At 62.5% G+C, this 17,386-nt stretch carries 19 protein-coding genes; 11 read left to right on the forward strand and 8 right to left on the reverse strand.

The features are described 5' to 3' along the window. Positions 1-301: 301 nt before the first annotated feature. The 4 genes from arcC to HAT86_RS13065 are packed head-to-tail and all read right to left on the reverse strand — an operon-like array spanning position 302 to position 4,927. A complete protein-coding gene (gene arcC, locus HAT86_RS13050; protein ID WP_167198510.1) occupies positions 302-1,225 on the reverse strand; it encodes a carbamate kinase in 924 nt (307 codons plus the stop codon). A 4-nt stretch (positions 1,226-1,229) separates the two neighbouring features. Further along, on the reverse strand, positions 1,230-2,231 hold the full coding sequence (gene argF / locus HAT86_RS13055) for an ornithine carbamoyltransferase (RefSeq protein WP_167198513.1): 1,002 nt from the start codon (positions 2,229-2,231) through the stop codon (positions 1,230-1,232). A gap of 9 nt (positions 2,232-2,240) precedes the next feature. Next, positions 2,241-3,470 carry an arginine deiminase gene (locus HAT86_RS13060; RefSeq protein WP_167198516.1) on the reverse strand — a complete coding sequence of 410 codons (1,230 nt, stop codon included), beginning with the start codon at positions 3,468-3,470 and terminating at the stop codon, positions 2,241-2,243. Next, positions 3,467-4,927, reverse strand: a complete 1,461-nt coding sequence (locus tag HAT86_RS13065) for a YfcC family protein (RefSeq protein ID WP_167198520.1) — start codon at positions 4,925-4,927, stop codon at positions 3,467-3,469. Before HAT86_RS13065 ends, HAT86_RS13060 begins: the two co-directional genes overlap by 4 nt. Positions 4,928-5,103: 176 nt before the next feature. On the opposite strand from HAT86_RS13065, the gene atpD reads away from it, so the two are divergent. The 11 genes from atpD to HAT86_RS13120 all read left to right on the forward strand — a co-directional run bounded on the left by atpD (position 5,104) and on the right by HAT86_RS13120 (position 14,353). After that, complete coding sequence (gene atpD / locus HAT86_RS13070; protein WP_167198524.1) at positions 5,104-6,504, forward strand: F0F1 ATP synthase subunit beta; 1,401 nt, start codon at positions 5,104-5,106, stop codon at positions 6,502-6,504. Then, positions 6,494-6,886, forward strand: coding sequence for a F0F1 ATP synthase subunit epsilon (locus HAT86_RS13075; RefSeq protein ID WP_167198527.1), 393 nt, complete (start codon positions 6,494-6,496; stop codon positions 6,884-6,886). Before atpD ends, HAT86_RS13075 begins: the two co-directional genes overlap by 11 nt. Continuing rightward, on the forward strand, positions 6,883-7,170 hold the full coding sequence (locus tag HAT86_RS13080; protein WP_167198530.1) for an AtpZ/AtpI family protein: 288 nt from the start codon (positions 6,883-6,885) through the stop codon (positions 7,168-7,170). Before HAT86_RS13075 ends, HAT86_RS13080 begins: the two co-directional genes overlap by 4 nt. Continuing rightward, on the forward strand, positions 7,163-8,386 hold the full coding sequence (locus HAT86_RS13085) for a cation:proton antiporter (protein WP_167198533.1): 1,224 nt from the start codon (positions 7,163-7,165) through the stop codon (positions 8,384-8,386). Before HAT86_RS13080 ends, HAT86_RS13085 begins: the two co-directional genes overlap by 8 nt. Next, positions 8,383-8,667, forward strand: a complete 285-nt coding sequence (locus tag HAT86_RS13090) for an N-ATPase subunit AtpR (protein ID WP_167198537.1) — start codon at positions 8,383-8,385, stop codon at positions 8,665-8,667. The genes HAT86_RS13085 and HAT86_RS13090 overlap by 4 nt, the downstream gene beginning before the upstream one ends. Then, positions 8,658-9,380, forward strand: coding sequence for a F0F1 ATP synthase subunit A (locus tag HAT86_RS13095; protein ID WP_167198540.1), 723 nt, complete (start codon positions 8,658-8,660; stop codon positions 9,378-9,380). Before HAT86_RS13090 ends, HAT86_RS13095 begins: the two co-directional genes overlap by 10 nt. 2 nt (positions 9,381-9,382) lie before the next feature. Further along, positions 9,383-9,661: a F0F1 ATP synthase subunit C gene (locus HAT86_RS13100; protein WP_167198543.1), complete on the forward strand. Its 279-nt coding sequence runs from the start codon at positions 9,383-9,385 to the stop codon at positions 9,659-9,661. Positions 9,662-9,664: 3 nt separating this feature from the next. Further along, positions 9,665-10,459, forward strand: a complete 795-nt coding sequence (locus tag HAT86_RS13105) for a F0F1 ATP synthase subunit delta (protein WP_167198546.1) — start codon at positions 9,665-9,667, stop codon at positions 10,457-10,459. A 12-nt stretch (positions 10,460-10,471) separates the two neighbouring features. Next, entirely contained in the window at positions 10,472-12,004 is a 1,533-nt protein-coding gene (locus tag HAT86_RS13110) for an alternate F1F0 ATPase, F1 subunit alpha (protein ID WP_167198549.1), read from the forward strand. Continuing rightward, complete coding sequence (locus tag HAT86_RS13115) at positions 11,991-12,875, forward strand: F0F1 ATP synthase subunit gamma (RefSeq protein WP_167198553.1); 885 nt, start codon at positions 11,991-11,993, stop codon at positions 12,873-12,875. The genes HAT86_RS13110 and HAT86_RS13115 overlap by 14 nt, the downstream gene beginning before the upstream one ends. A 248-nt stretch (positions 12,876-13,123) precedes the next feature. Continuing rightward, the gene (locus HAT86_RS13120; RefSeq protein WP_167198556.1) at positions 13,124-14,353 is read left to right on the forward strand and encodes an MFS transporter; all 1,230 of its coding nucleotides are present in this window, start codon (positions 13,124-13,126) and stop codon (positions 14,351-14,353) included. An 87-nt stretch (positions 14,354-14,440) separates the two neighbouring features. On the opposite strand, the gene HAT86_RS13125 is transcribed toward HAT86_RS13120, so the two are convergent. The 4 genes from HAT86_RS13125 to HAT86_RS13140 all read right to left on the reverse strand — a co-directional run bounded on the left by HAT86_RS13125 (position 14,441) and on the right by HAT86_RS13140 (position 17,050). After that, the gene (locus tag HAT86_RS13125; protein ID WP_167198558.1) at positions 14,441-14,989 is read right to left on the reverse strand and encodes an HdeD family acid-resistance protein; all 549 of its coding nucleotides are present in this window, start codon (positions 14,987-14,989) and stop codon (positions 14,441-14,443) included. A gap of 29 nt (positions 14,990-15,018) precedes the next feature. Beyond that, complete coding sequence (locus HAT86_RS13130; RefSeq protein WP_167198561.1) at positions 15,019-15,519, reverse strand: sll1863 family stress response protein; 501 nt, start codon at positions 15,517-15,519, stop codon at positions 15,019-15,021. A 67-nt stretch (positions 15,520-15,586) separates the two neighbouring features. Further along, the gene (locus HAT86_RS13135; protein ID WP_167198564.1) at positions 15,587-16,357 is read right to left on the reverse strand and encodes an SDR family NAD(P)-dependent oxidoreductase; all 771 of its coding nucleotides are present in this window, start codon (positions 16,355-16,357) and stop codon (positions 15,587-15,589) included. Positions 16,358-16,369: 12 nt separating this feature from the next. Then, positions 16,370-17,050, reverse strand: coding sequence for a hypothetical protein (locus HAT86_RS13140; protein ID WP_167198566.1), 681 nt, complete (start codon positions 17,048-17,050; stop codon positions 16,370-16,372). Positions 17,051-17,386: the final 336 nt, after the last annotated feature.

Here is a 17,386-nt window from a genome sequence, read left to right on the forward strand (position 1 = left end):
GCGCCCTTCACGCCCAACCCCAAAGTGGCCTAATTTTGCGCCGCCCTTTGGTCGGGTTTTACTCCGCCGTTGACAACATCTGCTGATCTCGCTGTCGTGACCTTAGTATTTCCTACATAAATCATGATGTTGACGTCTTTTGAGGCTGCGGGTTTGCAGTGGGTCGATCGGGTGGGTTTCGACTCTCCTGCTCCGGCTGGGTAAAAGTCAGCTGCCGATTACAAACGCCCGGATCATTGGCAATCTGACACCCCGTCAGCCCGCGGTTTTGGTGGGGGGCGCTCTGCGTGTTGCCGGTCGTTCAGGTGCGTTCGGCCCCCATAACGCGTGTTCCGGCGTCCCCTTCAAGGATCGCAAGCGCGTCTGCCAGCCGACCGATCCCGGCAACTCGCGATGATCCACCGTTTGCAAACTGGGCTGCGGCCTCGGCCTTGGGGGCCATCGACCCTTGGGGCAGATCAAGCTTGCGCGCCTCTTGGGGTGTCAGCCGGTCGATCCGGGTGGCCGTGTCGCCGCCAAAGTTGCGATATATGCCGTCAACATCCGTCAGCAGCAGCAGCGCGTCAGCCCCCAGCCCCTCGGCAAGCAGGGCGCTGGTTGCATCCTTGTCAATCACGGCTTCAACCCCCGTCAGCGTCCCGTCGGGGTTTGCGATCACCGGGATGCCGCCGCCGCCCGCGCAGATAACGATGGTGCCATGCAGCAACAGCAGGCGGATCACCTTGAGATCGGGGATCTCGACCGGCGCGGGCGACGGCACGACCCTGCGCCATGTCTGGCCATCCTGCGCGATGGACCAATTGTGCCGGTCTGCCACGCGCTCGGCCTCGTCGTGGTCATAGACCGGTCCGACGAATTTCGTCGGGCTGGCAAAGGCCGGATCGTCCGGGTCAACACGCACCTGCGTCAGCAACGAGGCCACCGTGCGGTCGTGGTTCAGAGCATTCTCAAGCTCTTGTTCAATCAGGTAGCCGATCATGCCTTCTGTCTCGGCCCCCATCATATCAAGCGGATAGGTCTCGTCGGGTTTGTAAGCCATGCCTTGCAAGGCCAGCAGACCAACCTGCGGCCCGTTGCCATGCGTGATCACCAGATCATGCCCGGCGCGCGCCACCGCGGCCAGCGCACGGGCCGCGATGCGGGCATTCTCGCGCTGGTTTTCGGCGGTCAGGCTTTGATCCCGGCGCAGCAGCGCATTGCCGCCAAGGGCGATCACCACAAGCATGGCCTTAGCCCCCCAACGTGGCGACAAGGACCGCCTTGATCGTATGCAGCCGGTTCTCGGCCTGATCGAAGACGATGGAGGCCGGGCTTTCGAACACCTCGTCGGTCACTTCCATTTCCGAGATACCGAATTCCTTTTCGATCTGCGCGCCCATCTCGGTCTCGGCGTTGTGAAACGCGGGCAGGCAATGCAGGAAACGCGTGCGCGGATTGCCGGTGCCCAGCATGACATCCGCTGTCACCCGGTAGGGCTTCAACAACTCAATCCGCTCGGCCCATTTCTCCTTGGGCTCACCCATCGACACCCAAACGTCGGTATAGATGAAATCCGCTCCGAGCGCAGCTTTGCCCACGTCCTCCGAGATCAGCACCTTCGCGCCCGTTTCCTGCGCGATGCTGCGCGCCTCGGTCTCGATGGCCTTGTCGGGCCAGCAGGCGCGCGGCGCACAGAGCCGCACATCCATCCCCATCTTGGCCCCGCCGATCAGCAGGCTGTCGCCCATGTTGTTGGCGGCGTCGCCCATGAAGGTAAAGGCAATCTCGCGCCACGGTTTCTGCGCGTGTTCCTGCATGGTCAGGAAATCGGCCAAGATCTGTGTCGGGTGAAACGCGTCCGTCAGCCCGTTCCAGACCGGCACACCGGCGTGTTTGGCCAGATCCTCAACAACCGTCTGGCCAAAGCCACGATATTCGATCCCGTCGAACATGCGGCCCAGCACGCGGGCGGTGTCCTTCACCGTTTCTTTGCGCCCGATATGCGAGCCCGAGGGACCAAGGTAGGTGACATTCGCCCCCTGATCATGCGCGGCCACCTCAAAGCCTGCACGGGTGCGGGTGCTGTCTTTTTCGAAGATCAACGCGATCTCCTTGCCCTTTAGCAATTCGCGTTCGGTGCCGGCATATTTCGCGGCCTTGAGGTCCGCCGACAGCTTCAGCAGAAAACCGATTTCGGCGGGCGTGAAATCCCGCAGGCTCAGGAAGTGACGGTTCTTGAGATTGTAGGCCATGGGTGCCTCCTATACGGGATCACGGATGGTTGGGCAGCTCATGCAGCGCCCGCCGCCACGACCCCGGCCAAGCTCTGCGCCCGGTGCCTCCAGCACCTCGATGCCTTCGGCGCGCAATGCTGCATTGGTGTCGTCATTGCGGTCGTAGCCGACGACGAGGCCGGGGCGCAGCGCCAAGACGTTGTTGCCATCGTTCCACTGCTCGCGCGACGCCTCGAACGTGTCGGCGCCGCCGGTTGGCACGACGGTCAGCTTTTTAAAGCCCATCGCCTTGGCCAAAACGTCAAAGAGCGGACGGTCGATCCGGCGGATATCAAGTGGCTGGCGGCCTTCCCCGGGATGCAGGTCGTAAACACTCATCTCGGCTGCGACCTCGGTAAAGCTGGTCACCACCTCGCCGCCGCAAAAGGTGAACACCGTGTCAAGATGCATCGCCGCGCGCGATTTTGGCAGCTGGCAGGCCAGCACGCGGGTCGCACGGCCCTGATCGAACAGCGCCTCGGCCAGCAGGCCCACGGCCTGCGGCGAGGTGCGCTCGCCCATGCCGATCAGGACCAGCCCGCCGCCCACTGGCATCACGTCGCCGCCTTCCAGTGTCGCGCGCCCAAAGTCCCGCGTCGGATCGCCCCAGAGCACCTTGGCTCGGCCCGCGAATTTCGGGTGAAACCGGTAGATCGCAGCGGTCAGCAGCGTTTCGGGGCGTCGCGCCTGCCAATACATCGGGTTGAGGGTCACGCCCGAGTAAATCCAAGCACTGTTGTCGCGGGTGAAAAGCGTGTTGGGCAGCGGCGGCAACACAAAGCCAAGCCGCCCCAGATAGGCCCCAAACATGCCCGCAGGCTCGAACGGCAGGTCGTCCACCGTCAGCCCACCCATCAGGAATTCGGCCAGCCGATGGCCCGGCAGGTCGTCCAGCCAGGCGCGCAGATCGTCGAGCATGCCAACCCCGATCTCTTGTGGCGTAATCCGGTGATCCAGCACCCAGGCACGCGCCTCTGGGCTGTCCAGAACCTCGCCCAGCAAGGCACCGGTATCCAGCACCTCAACCCCCTCGCCCCGCATCAGATCGGCAAAGACATCATGGTCTTTCTGCGCTTGTTTCACCCAGAACACATCGTCAAACAGCAGATCATCGCAGTTCTGCGGCGTCAGACGCCGATGCGCGCGACCGGGTTTGCAGACGATCACCTGCCGCAGACGACCAGTTTCGGAGTGCACGCCAAGTTCAAGATCGCTCATCCGGCACCTCCCATCGTGGCGCTGACCGCCAGCGCGCCCATGATGAAGACCGTCAGGATCACCAGCAGCGGCCAGATGAAGACGATCCAGCGGTCATAAGGCACCCGGCCGATGGCCAGCCCGCCGATCACCACCGCGAATGTCGGATTGATCAGGTTCACCAGACCGTTGGCCGATTGATAGGCCGTGACCACCAGATCGCGCCCGACCCCGGCGAAATCGGCCAGCGGGGCCAGAATGGGCATCGACAAAACCGCCAGCCCCGAAGAGGACGGCACGAAAAAGCTCATGCCAACCTCGATGCCGAACATGGTTGAGATGAAGGCGATATTGGACATCTCGCCCAGCGTGGCGGCCGAGGCATGCAGGATGGTGTCGGCGATGCGCCCGTTCTCCATCACCACGACGATGCCGCGGGCCAGCCCGATGATCAGCGCAACGCCCAAAAGGTCGCGCGCACCATCAAGGAAGGCCCCGGTCAGCCGCTTCTCGCCCAGACGGCCAATGATCCCGGTGACGATCGCCGCACCAAGGAAAAGCGCGCCCATCTTGGCCATCCACCAGCCTTGGCTGGACACCCCCCAGATCATCACGATGAAGGTGGCCGCAAACAGGATCAGGATGATCTTCTGCGTGCCGGTCAGGCTATCCTCGGCGGTTTCGCCGCCGCTGCCTTTCAGGAAATGCCGCTCATGCGCGTCCCATTGCCGTGCCACCACCGATGCCGCGCGTTCGGCCTTTACCCGCGCGGCATAGCGCATCACGTAGGCCACGCAGATCACCAGCCCGCCGATCAGGATGACAAACCGCAGGATCATGCCATCGGTGAACGGGATCGAGGCTGCATCCGAGGCGATGATCGTTGCAAAAGGGTTGATGGTAGAGCCAAGCACGCCGATGCCCGCGCCAATCAAGATGATCGCGACCCCGGTCACGGCATCGTAGCCCGCCCGCAGCACCAGCGGCAAAAGGATGGCGTAGAAGGCCAGCGTTTCCTCGGCCATGCCATAGGTCGTGCCACCGGCGGCGAAGAGCGCCATCAAAATCGGGATCATCCAGATTTCGCGCCCCTCCATCGCGCGCATCGCGGATCGCATACCGGTGTCGATGGACCCGGTGGCATTGACCACCCCGAGAAACCCACCCAGCAACAGCACAAAGAGCGCCACGTCGATGGCATTGGCCGCATAGCTGTCGGGATCGTAGAACCCGCCAATCGGGGCCAGCAGAACGTCGATCAGGTTTTGCGGATTGCTTTCGACCGTCTGGTAGGTGCCGGGCACGGCGACCTCGCGGCCGACCTCCTCGTTCATCTCGCGGTCATATTGTCCGGCGGGGATGATCCAGGTCAGCGCCGCCACCAGAACGATCAGCGCGAAAAGAATCGTGTAGGCCGTCGGAAAGCGCGATTGCAGGTCGGCCTCTGACTCCTGCGGCGTTTCGGGTGAATCAGACATGGTCGCTCCTGAGCATTTCCAGACCATCTGAAACTGTAGGGGCGTCAGGCCGATCCACATTAACTTGTATCAATCACCCCCAAGAAACCTCCGCAACCCACATCGGCTTAACTTCGATCAAGGCCAAGGCCAGCGCCGTTGCATTACCCTAAGCTGGCAAGTATCGGAGGTGGCACATGCCAGCGCAGGATAAGGACTTGGGTCATATCGTTGCCATCGAGGGCGGTATCGCTGAAATCCGATTCACGCATGGCCTGCCGATGATCGCATCGCGTCTTGTCACCCAAAGCGATCCGGAAATCACCATCGAGGTGGCCGGACTGCCCGCCCATGACATCGCCCGTGGTCTGGTGATGAACCCGACCGGAGATCTTCGGTTGGGGCTAGGTGTGCGCGACACCGGCGGCCCGATCGAGATGCCGGTGGGGGATGCGGTGCTGGGGCGCATGTTCAACATCTTCGGCGAAACCATCGACGATGGCGCCCCCTTGGAGGATGTCACCCGCAAGCCGATCCTGCGCGATCCGGTGCCTTTATCAGAGCGGCGTGTCGAAGGCGATATCTTTGAGACCGGGATCAAGGCGATTGACCTGCTCAGCCCGCTTGAACGCGGCGGCAAGGCGGGGCTTTTCGGCGGGGCGGGTGTGGGCAAGACCGTTCTGATCACCGAAATGATCCACAACATGGTTGCCGAATACGAAGGCGTCTGCCTGTTCTGCGGCATCGGCGAACGCTCACGCGAGGCAGAAGAGCTGTACCGCGAGATGGGAGAGGCCGGGGTTCTGGACAACACGGTGATGGTGTTCGGCCAGATGAACGAAAGCCCCGGCGTGCGCTTTCGCGTCGGTCACGCCGCGCTGACCATGGCCGAACATTTCCGCGATGAACAGCGCCGCGATGTGCTGGTGCTGATCGACAATATCTTTCGCTTCGTGCAAGCAGGCTCCGAGGTGTCGGGGCTTTTGGGGCGGATGCCCAGCCGGGTGGGATATCAGCCGACGCTTGGCACCGAACTGGCCGAGCTTGAAGAGCGCATCTGTTCGACCGACCGTGCCGCGATGACCTCCATACAGGCGGTTTATGTGCCTGCCGATGATTTCACCGATCCGGCCGCCACGCATACATTCTCGCATTTGTCGGCCTCAATCGTGCTGTCGCGCAAGAAGGCGTCCGAAGGTCTTTATCCCGCCATCGACCCGCTGCAATCCTTTTCGCGGATGCTGACACCCAGCACGGTCAGCCCCGAGCATTACCGCGTGGCCCGTGCGGTGCGCAACACGCTTGCCGAATACGAGGAACTAAAGGACATCATCGCCATGCTCGGGCTCGAGGAGTTGTCGGAAAAGGACCGCGCCACCGTGCGGCAGGCGCGTCAGCTTGAACGGTTCCTGACCCAGCCGTTTTTCACCACCGAGGCAATGACCGGCACCAGCGGTGTCCTTGTCGCGTTGGAAGACACGGTCAAAAGCTGTGCGCGTATTCTCGATGGAGAGTTCGGGGACCGCGAAGAAGCCGATTTCTACATGATCGGCACGGTGGACGACCTGCAAGACAAAGAGGGGTCGGATGGAGCTTAAGATTATCACCCCCGAACACGTTACGCGGCATGATCATGTGCGCCGGATCGTGGCAGAGGCCGCGGACGGGGTCTTTGGCATTCTGCCGCGGCACATGGATCATGTCACGCAACTGGTGGCCGGGGTTCTGGTTTTCGAGACCGAGAATGGCAGCGAACAGTTCGTGGGGGTGAATGCCGGAACCTTGGTAAAAGCCGGGCCAACCGTGATGGTGGCCGTGCGCGACGTGATCATAAGCGACGACCTCGGACATCTGCGCAAGCGCGTTGCGGCTGAATTCCGACGCCACACAGAAGAAGAGCGCGCGGCGCGCTCGGCACTGGCGCGACTTGAGGCGCATATGATCCGCCGGTTTCGCGAATTGCAGGGGGTGCATCAATGACCCGCGATCCCGAGGACGAGTCCAAGACCATTGCCCGCAAGGCCGCCCGCATGCAGGACGCCCGAAAGCGCCGCAAGCAAAGCGCATGGCGCGGGCTGGGCATGTTCGGCCTTGTTGGCTGGGCCGTGGCCGTGCCGATCATCGTCGGAATCGCCCTTGGCCGCTGGATCGACGGACGCTGGCCCAGCGAAACGTCGTGGACGCTGGCGCTGCTTTTGGCGGGCGCCGTCTTGGGTGCGCTCAACGCGTGGTTCTGGGTGCAACGGGAGGGGCGCGATGATTGACACCGGCGCGCACCATGCCGCGATGCTCTTGCTTATGGGCGCGGTTAGCCTCTTGGCTGTCCCGATGCGCGCGGCCTTTGCCCGCGTCTCGATGCCAAGCATGATCGGATTCATCATGCTTGGTGTGGCCTTGTCGATTGGCTCTGCCCTGTCGGGGCTCGCGAAAGACACGCTGACCGAACAGGTGCCATTCCTTGCAAAGATCGGCATCGTGGTGCTGTTGTTTCGGATCGGGCTGGAGAGCGATCTGGACAAGTTGCGCCGGCAACTTGGACGCGCGGCGCTGATCTGGCTGCCCAACATGGTGCTTGGCGCGGCCGCCGCATTTGCCCTCGTGGTGGTGTGGCCGGGGCTGGGACTAATCCCCGCACTGTTTACAGGTGTTGCCGCAAGCGCGACAAGCATCGGCGTCTCTGCCGGGATATGGGAGGCGACAGGCGCGCTTGACAGCGACACAGGGGCCCTGCTGTTGGATGCGGCGGAACTTGACGACGTGTCGGCGGTGGTGCTGCTGAGCGTGTTGTTTGCCGTGGGCCCCCTGCTGCAACAACCCGAAGGGGCCGCAATCCTTGCCCCGGCGCTGAAAGCGGGGGCGATACAGCTATTGCTGACGGCCCTGTTCAGCATCGCCTGCTACCTGTTCTCGCGCTGGCTGGAAAAGCCGCTTTCGGACGGGTTCGCCAAGTTGTCGCCAACACACGGGCCGATTGTTCTTGCGACCGGCGCGGCCTTCGTGATCGCCGCCATGGCCGAGGTCATGGGGCTGTCGATGGCCATTGGCGCGCTTTTTGCCGGGCTGGCGTTCAGCCGCGACCCCGCAGAGCGCAGTATCGACGAGGCATTCGGTCTTTTGCTGACTGTGTTCGGGCCGTTCTTTTTTGTGGCCATAGGGCTTTCGGTCGATCTCAATGCGCTGATCGGGGGGATGGGTCTGGCCGCTGCCCTTGCCGGTATGGCCGTGATTGGCAAGCTTTCGGGCGCGGGTCTTCCTGCGGCGGCCATGCTGGGGTGGCGGCAGGGCACGCTGATCGGGTTCAGCATGGTGCCGCGCGCTGAAATTTTTCTGCTGGTCATGCTCTTCGGGTTGACGCTGGGCCCTTGGGCGGTGCCACAAGTCCTTTACAACGCCGCTGTGCTGGCCAGCATTGCAACCTGCATCATCGGTCCGGCCATTGTCGGGATGATGCTTCGCCCGGCAGCCGGGAGCACGACATGACGGCGAGCCTTGCAATATTGGCCGGGGCCGCGTTCGGGCTGCTTTACATGGGCGTGTTATGGGGCGCGGTGCGCCTGCTGACCGCAGGGCATAGCATGTGGCTCTTTGCGGTTATGGGGCTACTTCGGGCGGGTTTGCTTGTAGGTGCGCTTTGGCTGGCGGTATGGACCGGCGCAACCGCCGTTGAGATTGCGCTTGCCCTGCTGGGGTTCATCGCCGTCCGGCTGCTCGCCACGCGTTTTGTGAAACCTGCAAACCCGGAGCCCGCGCCATGGAAATAAGTCCCGACGCTTGGGTTCTTTACGAATGGCGCGGGCTGCGGCTCAATGCCACCATCGTGTTCACATGGGGCGTCATGGCGCTTCTGGTGCTGTTGTCATGGGCCATCACCACGCGGCTCAGCGAGGGCGAAACCGTGTCGCGCTGGCAGGTCATGCTGGAGGTGGTGGTCACCACCATCCGCGATCAGATCGACGAGGTCGGCGCGGCGGACCCAGCCCGATACCTGCCCTTCATCGGCACACTATTCTTGTTCATCGCCACCGCCAATCTGCTGACCATCCTGCCAGGATACCAGCCGCCCACCGGGTCGCTCTCGACCACGGCGGCGCTGGCCATATGCGTGCTGATCGCGGTGCCGCTGTTTTCGATCACCCGGCGCGGGCTGCGCGGCTATCTGCAATCCTACCTTCAGCCAAGTCCGCTAATGCTGCCCTTCAATCTGATCAGCGAGCTGTCGCGCACCATTGCGCTGGCGGTGCGGCTGTATGGCAATGTCATGAGCGGCACAGTGATCGTGGGAATCCTGATTAGCGTGGCCCCGTTCTTTTTCCCGATCCTCATGCAGTTGTTGGGCCTGCTGACCGGCCTGATTCAGGCTTATATCTTTGCCATTCTGGCGATGGTTTATATCGCCTCTGCCAGTCGGGCCCAAAACCGGAACGATCCCGCGCCTGACACAGAACACCCCCGCACATCGCGAGAAGGAGACTGACCATGGACCCTGCAACAATGATCGCCACAATCTCGATCATCACGGCCGGTCTGACCATCGCCATCGGCTCGATCGGGCCAGCGCTGGCCGAGGGGCGCGCCGCCGCGCAAGCCCTGCAGGCGCTGGCGCAACAACCGGATGCCTCGAACACCATCACGCGCACGCTTTTCGTCAGCCTTGCGATGATCGAATCGACGGCGATCTACTGTTTCGTCGTGTCGATGATCCTGCTCTTTGCGAACCCGTTTGTCGATGTGACAGCCTTGGGCGGTGGAGGCTGACCCATGCAGATCGACTGGCTGACCGTTGCCGCCCAGATCGCCAATTTCTTGGTGCTTATCTGGCTGCTGCAACGGTTTCTTTATCGTCCGATCACCGAAGCCATGGCCCGACGCGAGGCCCGGATCGAAGAACGGCTTTCTGATGCCAAGTCCCGCCGAAAGGAGGCGGAGGATGAGGCCGAGAAGCTGCGCAAAGAGCGTAAAGAACTTGAGGCCTCACGGCAGGAAATGCTTGAAGACGCCCGCGTCGAGGCTGATGACCTCAAGCAGCGACTAGAGCAGGAGATCCGCGACGAGGTCGCGCAAAAACGCGAGACATGGCACGAGATGCTAGAGGAAGAACGCGCCGATTTCGTTGAGGACATGCAACGCAAGGCCGGCCACAAGGTGTTGGACATCGCAGGCCAACTGGTGGCCGAGTTCACCGCAAGCGGGTTGGACGACCGGATTGCACAGGGCTTCGTCGACCAACTGAACGATCTTGGCGTGGACACGCGCGAAAAGATGGCCGCCGCCGCCGAAGGCGCGGACGACCCGGCGCTGGTGGAAACCGCGACTGCGCTGGATACGGCGGCCCGGCGCAAGATCACCCGCGCGATCCACCAGCAATTCGAGACCGACATTGAGGTGGATTATCAGGAGGATGACGCGGTGCTGCTTGGTGTGCGGCTGACCATCGGCGAACAGACGGTCGAATGGTCGGCCGCGCGGCACCTCAAGCGCCTGAACCGCGAACTTGACGCGCTGCTGGACACCGCCAGCCCGGCCAGACGCAAACAGACCACGGATGAGCAGTGAGGTGGCGTGACAATGCTTAGAACCCTACGCGACACGCTGTTCGATCCACTGGACAGGGCGGTTGAAACCATCGCGCCGCGCCTTGAGGCAACCGAGGTCGCGCATGTGGTGTCGGTCGGCAACGGCGTCGCGCAGGTGGCGGGGTTCACCGATCTGCACGCCAACGAACTTTTGTCGTTCGAGGGCGGGCTGATGGGCATCGCGTCAAACCTGCGCGAAGATCGCGTTGGCGTCATCGTTCTGGGCAATACTGGTGCTCTGCGCCCCGGCGACCGGCTGCATCGCACCGAACGGGTGGTGGATGTGCCGGTGGGCGAGGCATTGCTGGGCCGGGTGCTGGATCCGCTTGGGCGGCCGCTGGATGACGCGGGGGCCGTCGACGCCGAGGCACGCATGCCGGTCGAGCGGATCGCCCCACCGATCATGCACCGCGACCCGGTGAACGTGCCGCTACAGACCGGGATCAAGGCCGTTGATGCCGCCATTCCCATCGGGCGCGGCCAGCGCGAGTTGATCCTTGGGGATCGCCAGACCGGCAAGACGGCCATCGCCGTCGATGCCATCCTCAACCAGACAGATACCGGCGTAATCTCGATCTACTGCGCCGTTGGGCAACGTGCGTCAGCGGTGGCGCGCGTTCTGCGCAGCCTGCGCGATCATGATGCAATGCAGCGCACCATCGTCGTCGTGGCCAGCAGTCAGGACGCGCCGGGGCTGCAATTTGTGGCCCCCTATGCTGCTACCACCATGGCCGAGCAGTTCATGGCCCAAGGGCGCGATGTGCTGATCGTCTATGATGATCTTACCCGCCATGCGCGGGCCTATCGTCAACTCTCGCTGCTGCTGCGGCGTCCGCCGGGGCGCGAAGCCTACCCCGGTGATATCTTCTATATCCATTCGCGTCTGCTGGAACGCGCCACCCATCTGCGCAAAGAACACGGCGGCGGGTCGCTGACCGCGCTGCCGGTGATCGAGACACAGGCCCAGAACATTTCGGCCTATATCCCGACGAACCTGATCTCGATCACCGACGGTCAGCTCTACCTCTCGCCGGATCTGTTCGAGAAAGGCCAACTGCCAGCGGTGGATATCGGCGCCTCGGTCAGCCGCGTCGGCGGCAAGGTGCAGCTTCCGGCGTTTCGGGCGGTCGCTGGCAATTTGCGGCTGATGTATTCGCAATTCGAAGAGCTGGAGACCTTCGCGCGCTTTGGCACACAGATGGATGACGAGACGCGGCGCAAACTGACGCGCGGCCTGCGGGTGCGCGAGGTGCTCAAACAGCGCGAACAGCATCATCTTGCGGTGCCCGAACAGATCGCAGCGTTGCTGGCCGCGACCGAAGGTCTGTTCGACGAGATCGAACCCAAGGATGTGGCCAAGGCGGAAGAGAGCGTGCAGCAGGCCGTGCGTGATCGCTGCCCCGACATCTGCGAGGCGATCGAGGCAGGTGAAAACCTGACCGACGATCACCGCGCGGCGCTGATCGAGGTGATGCGCGCGGCACTGGATGACACCGGCGAGGATGGCAGTGATGCAGACGCTTGAATCGCTCTCAGATGCGCTGGACACCGCCGGAGACATAAAATCGATCGTGCGCACGATGAAGGCCTTGTCAGCCGCCAGCATCCGGCAATTCGAGCAGGCCGAGGCGGCATTGGGCGATTATGCACAGACGATTGATCTGGGCCTGACGGCGCTGCTGCAAGATCGCCGTGATCGGGGCCTGTCTTTGCCCCGGACCGGCAGCGAGGACTCCTCGCGCACCGCGCTGATCGTCATCGGTTCCGAGCGGGGGCTGTGCGGGCGCTATAACGAGACCGTCACGCGCCATGCGCTTGACCGGATTGAGGAGCGCGACACGCTGCTGGCCGTGATCGGCCTGCGCGCAGCGGCGCGGCTGGAGGCGGCGGGCCATGGTGTTGACACGCTCTTTACCCTGCCCGGATCGGCGGCCGGCCTGTCCGATCTGGTGCAGTCCGTGATCGTTCAAAGCGACCGGTGGCAGCGCGAGGACGGGATTGGCCGTATCCGGGTGATACATAACCGGCGCGAGGGCCGCACACTGGCAAAGCCGGTCGAGCGGCAGTTGCTGCCGCTGCCAGACGCCTATCTGAAATCACTGCTTGATGCGCCTTGGCCCAGACCGGGGCTGCCATTCTTCCGCATGTCACCACCCGCGCTTTTGTCGTGGCTGGTGCAGCAGCGGCTGTTTGTCAGTCTCTACCGCGCCCTGGCCGAGGCCCTGGCCAGTGAACACGCCACCCGGCTGGCGGCGATGCAGGGCGCCGAGCGCAATATCGAAGAGCGGCGCGCGGACCTGATGCAGATCTACCGCGTCAAACGGCAAGAGACGATCACCCGCGAGTTGATGGATGTCATATCGGGTTTCGAGGCCGCAAGCACGGGCGACGACTGAGACTAGTGTGCCACGCACCACCCACCAGATCAAACGCCGACCGCTCACGCATGGGCGTTGCAATGGCGCTCTGCCCTTGACACCACACGGGGTGGAATTTTCAGCTTTGGTGACCCTTAACCTCGGTCAAAGCGGGATGGTCAATTGTTTCATAAATTGAACCAACTGCCGGGATGCGCCGGCATATGAACGGCAGGCCCATCTTTTGTGGTCTTCCCAACCTGCCGGGCCTTTTGGATTGAAACTGAATGGGCCGGGACGGCGACATTCCGGTCAAGACCGAGGATCGCACCATCACGTATTTTCACAGTCTTTCTGCAGCTGGCTTTGTTGCGACCGCCATAAGCTTTGGCCCCGCCCGGATGGGCTTTGGCCTGTTCGTTCCGGATTTCCGGTCTGCCTTTTCGATGTCCACGTCGACCGTCGGTTTCGTTTCCAGTCTTGGCTTTACGGGGTTTTTCATCGGCTTGTTGGCGGCGCAATGGATGCTGTCGCGGCAGGGGCCGGCGGCACCGGTCCTTTTCGGTCTGGCTGCGGCAAGCGCAGGGCTGGCGACGGTGGCAATCGCGCCAAACGTCTTCGTCCTTGCCGTTGGTGTCTTTCTGGCCGCGTCAAGCGCAGGCTTTGCTTGGACGCCCTTCAATGATGCGGTGCATCGCAAAATCGAGGGCGCCGATAGCGCCAGCGCCTTGTCAGAAATCAGCAGCGGCACCAGTGTTGGCATCTTCGCAACCGGGCTGGCCGCGCTATGGATGGTCCATGCGGGCATCTCGTGGCGGCTGTGCTGGATGATCTTCGCGATTGCCGCGCTGATTGGTCTGGCCTGCAACTATGCCGTTTTGCGTCAGATTGACGAGGTGGCACCGGCCAAGCGGTCCGCTCAAAAATGGACCAGCCTTTTGCAAACTGTCGCGGCCCCCCTTTTCGCCATCGCCTTCGTTTTCGGCGCAACTTCGGCGATCTACATCGCGTTTGCAGTTGACTACATGGCCGAGGTGGGCGGCATTCCCGGCCTGTCCAAAGACACGACACCGGCGCTTGTCTTTGTGGTTTATGGTCTGTTTGGATTGACCGGTCTTTTGACTGCGCGTCTGCAATATCTGATCGGGCTGCCATGGCTTGTGCGATCCCTGATGCTGGCGGGCGCGCTGTCTCTTGCCGTCATCGCGATCTCGCCCGGAAGCTGGGTTGGTCTGATCGTATCAGCCGGCCTGCAAGGGGTGCACGTGATGGGGACCAGCGCGGTGCTTGCCCTTTGGTCTGAGCGGCTTTTCCCGGCGCTACCGTCCTTCAGCTTTACGGCGGCCCTTCTGGCGACGGCCGCCGGGAACGTGCTTGGCCCTGCCTTGGCGGGGGTTGCATCCACCGCGTTCGGCGCGCCTGCCATGTTCCTTGCGGCCGCGTCCCTGCCAGCCGTAACTTTGATCGCCCTTGTGGGGCGGCGCACGGTAGCGGCTATCAGGATAGTCGACTATTAACAGCAGATGGCGCGCTGTTTTCTGCCTGTGCGGCGGCGGGCCTATCGTGTTGCGCGGATCACGGTTCTGCCGTCTGGGTGGGTCGGCTCATTCTCGTGCAAGGGCAGAGGCCATCGCGATTTCAGCGACTCCAAGAAAGATCAGATCAATACCAACCAGCAGCCCAACGGCCCATAGCGCGGTGCCGGGCAGTCCAAATAACACCAAGACCCCCAACAAAACCGACAGCGCACCGGAAAACCCAATCCAGCCCCAACCCGGAAACGGCCGCAGGCCAAAGCCTGCAACCAGCTTGAACGCACCGCCCAAGAGGAAAAAGACGCCCAGAACGATTGTCAGCGTCACCATGCCCTGCAACGGCCATGCCAGTAGGATCGCCCCTGCCACCACGGCCACAAGACCGAACAACGCGTTCCAAGCCAAGCTGCCGTTGTGCCGCATCGCGAAGGCCCGAACCAGTTCCACTATCCCCGAGACAACGAGGATTGCACCAAAGACCAACTCTGCGGCTAGGGTCGCGGCAAAGGGAAACAGCACCGCAGCGCCCCCCATGACAATTGAGACAATCCCCGCGATCCAAAGCCATGTCCTAAGCCCGCGCGGGGCGGTATCATGAATCATATCCTGATCTGTCATCTGCTGTCCTTCCTGCTCAGTGCGAGCAATCAATCGTCCCCGTCATTATCAGAGGCGTCAAAGACCGCGTTCCATGCGCCCTTCACTTCGGACCACGCATTGGCGACACCGTCCTGCACCTCGCCCCAGGCCGATTTGCCGCCCTCTTGCATGGCCCCGAACGCCTCGCTCAACTCGTTCCTGCGTTCGCGCAGCGCTTCCAGCGTCTCGCGGGTCTGCTCTTGGGTGGCGTCTGACATATCGGCCCAGTTCTCGCGCGCTTGTTGTTCAAGCTCGGCAATCTCGGCATCGATTTGCGACAGCGTCTCGCGCATCGCCGCGACGGCTTCGTCACGCTGGTCCTCGGAAAAGGCGCGGATCGTGTCGAATGCCTCGTCGAATTCGGCTTGGATCTCCTCGGCGGTCACGCGCTCGGTGTCCTGAGATTCTTGCGACGTCTCCTGCGCCGCCAGCGGCAGAGCGAGAACAAGCGCAAGGGCCAGCATGCTGGCCATCAATGTGCGGTGGTTCGGTGTCATCGTTGTGGTCATCTGAATTTTTCCTTTGTCCTTTTTGAGTAAAACTTGGATGGGTCTGGCCCTTATTGGCCGGGCAGACCTAGCGCGCGGTATACCCGCCATCGATCACAAGCTCCGATCCGGTCACGAACTTCGCGTCGTCGGAGGCAAGATAGGCAATGCCCGCCGCGATATCCTCGGGCGCGCCCACATGGCCGATGGGGTGCAGATCGTCGAGCGCTTTGCGGAACGCCTCGACCCCTTCGTCCGAGCTTTTGGCCAGCCCCTCGACAAGCGGTGTCCAGATAAACCCGGGATGAACCGAGTTTACGCGGATGCCTTCCTTGGCATATAGCAGCGCGTCGGTCTTGCTCATCAGCCGGACCGCGCCCTTGGAGGCGTGGTACGGCGGCAGATCCGGCGCACCGACCAGCCCATAGATCGACGACAGGTTGACGATGCTGCCACCGCCCGCTTTTTTCAGGTGGGGGATCGCTGCCTTGGTGCTGAAAAATACGCCGTTCACGTTGATATCAATCACCTTGCGCCACTCTTCCTCGCTGATCTCGTGCGTTGGCGTGTTGACCCCGGAGATACCGGCATTATTCACCACAACGTCGATCTGGCCGAACCTTTTGGCGACCGCATCAAAAACCTGATGCACGGCGTCGGCATCGGCCACGTCAAGCGGCCAAGACTCGGCCGTGCCGCCCTGTGCCGTGATCTCTTCGCAGACCGATTTCGCATCCCCGTCGTCGATGTCGGTAACGGCGACATACGCGCCCTCGCTGGCCAATCGCAGGCAGGTGGCCTTGCCAATGCCATTGCCACCACCGGTGACGATGCAGGTTTTCCCGTCGAGACGTTTCATAAAGCGATCCTTTCAGTTTACCGGATGTGAAGTGAGGGGCGCCTGTGCGGCGGCAAGCCGTCGCCGGCAAAGCACATCTCCGTATGAACGATTTGGCATCCGCCCAAGGCGCAGAACGTTGCGGGCCGCGCGCGCGCTGTCGAGATCGGGATCCTCGATCGCGAGGGTCAGCCGGCTCCAGCCCGCGACGGTGACACGGCATATCTCGGCGCGGCTGCTGCCCTTGCGGAACAGCAGCCGCGACTTGCTGACCGTCATGGGCATGATCGCAGGGGCCGTATCGCCAAGCCGGGCCACAAGATGACCCGGAGACCGCCCTGCATCAGCCGGCAAGCCCGTCAGGCCCAACGCCTCTGCCAAGCCCTGCAGGTCTGCAAGAGGAAGCGGGAACAGTGGATAGGCTTGGTGGGTCCAATGCTGTAACGGACCATGATCACGGCCCCGGCTTTTCACTTCCAGCCGATTCCCGGCGCGCAGTTTCACCAATGTCAAAGGGCTGTGCTCGGTCAGCAGATAGATATCTGTTCGCCGTTCCGCGCCGACCAGCGGCCAAGATTGCTGTAGTATCGTCGCCGCCTGCGGCATGTCATGCGGCCAGACGCGGAATTCATACCGCCCCGGCGCACTGTCCTGCCCCGATTTCGTCTGGGTAGGGGCTGCATCGCTGAGAAGCACGAAATTTTTCGTAACCATATCCCATAACCTCCATCACGTCCCCTCGGCGCCGCTTGCCACACAAGACATGACGCCGGTCGAAAGACGGGTGCGATATGTTCGCCTTGCGCCATCGCATGACGCTGCCCGTGCAGGGACCGTAGGCAGTCGGCTATTGCGCACGCCGACCGCGGGTCGATTTCGATTCTGAACCTATCGATCCGCGGTCGCGCCAACATTAACCCGGGTTAATGGTGTTGGGCCGCCATCGGCCTAGTCTGTCCAGCGAATCCTGCGGCGGCTTGGGTCTGCTTTGATGACCGTCATGCCGGGGTTTGTGAAAATCGTCTATGCAGCCCCGACCGGGTGAAGCGA

The organism is Roseovarius gahaiensis (assembly GCF_011601345.1).
Taxonomy (GTDB): Bacteria; Pseudomonadota; Alphaproteobacteria; order Rhodobacterales; family Rhodobacteraceae; genus Roseovarius; species Roseovarius gahaiensis.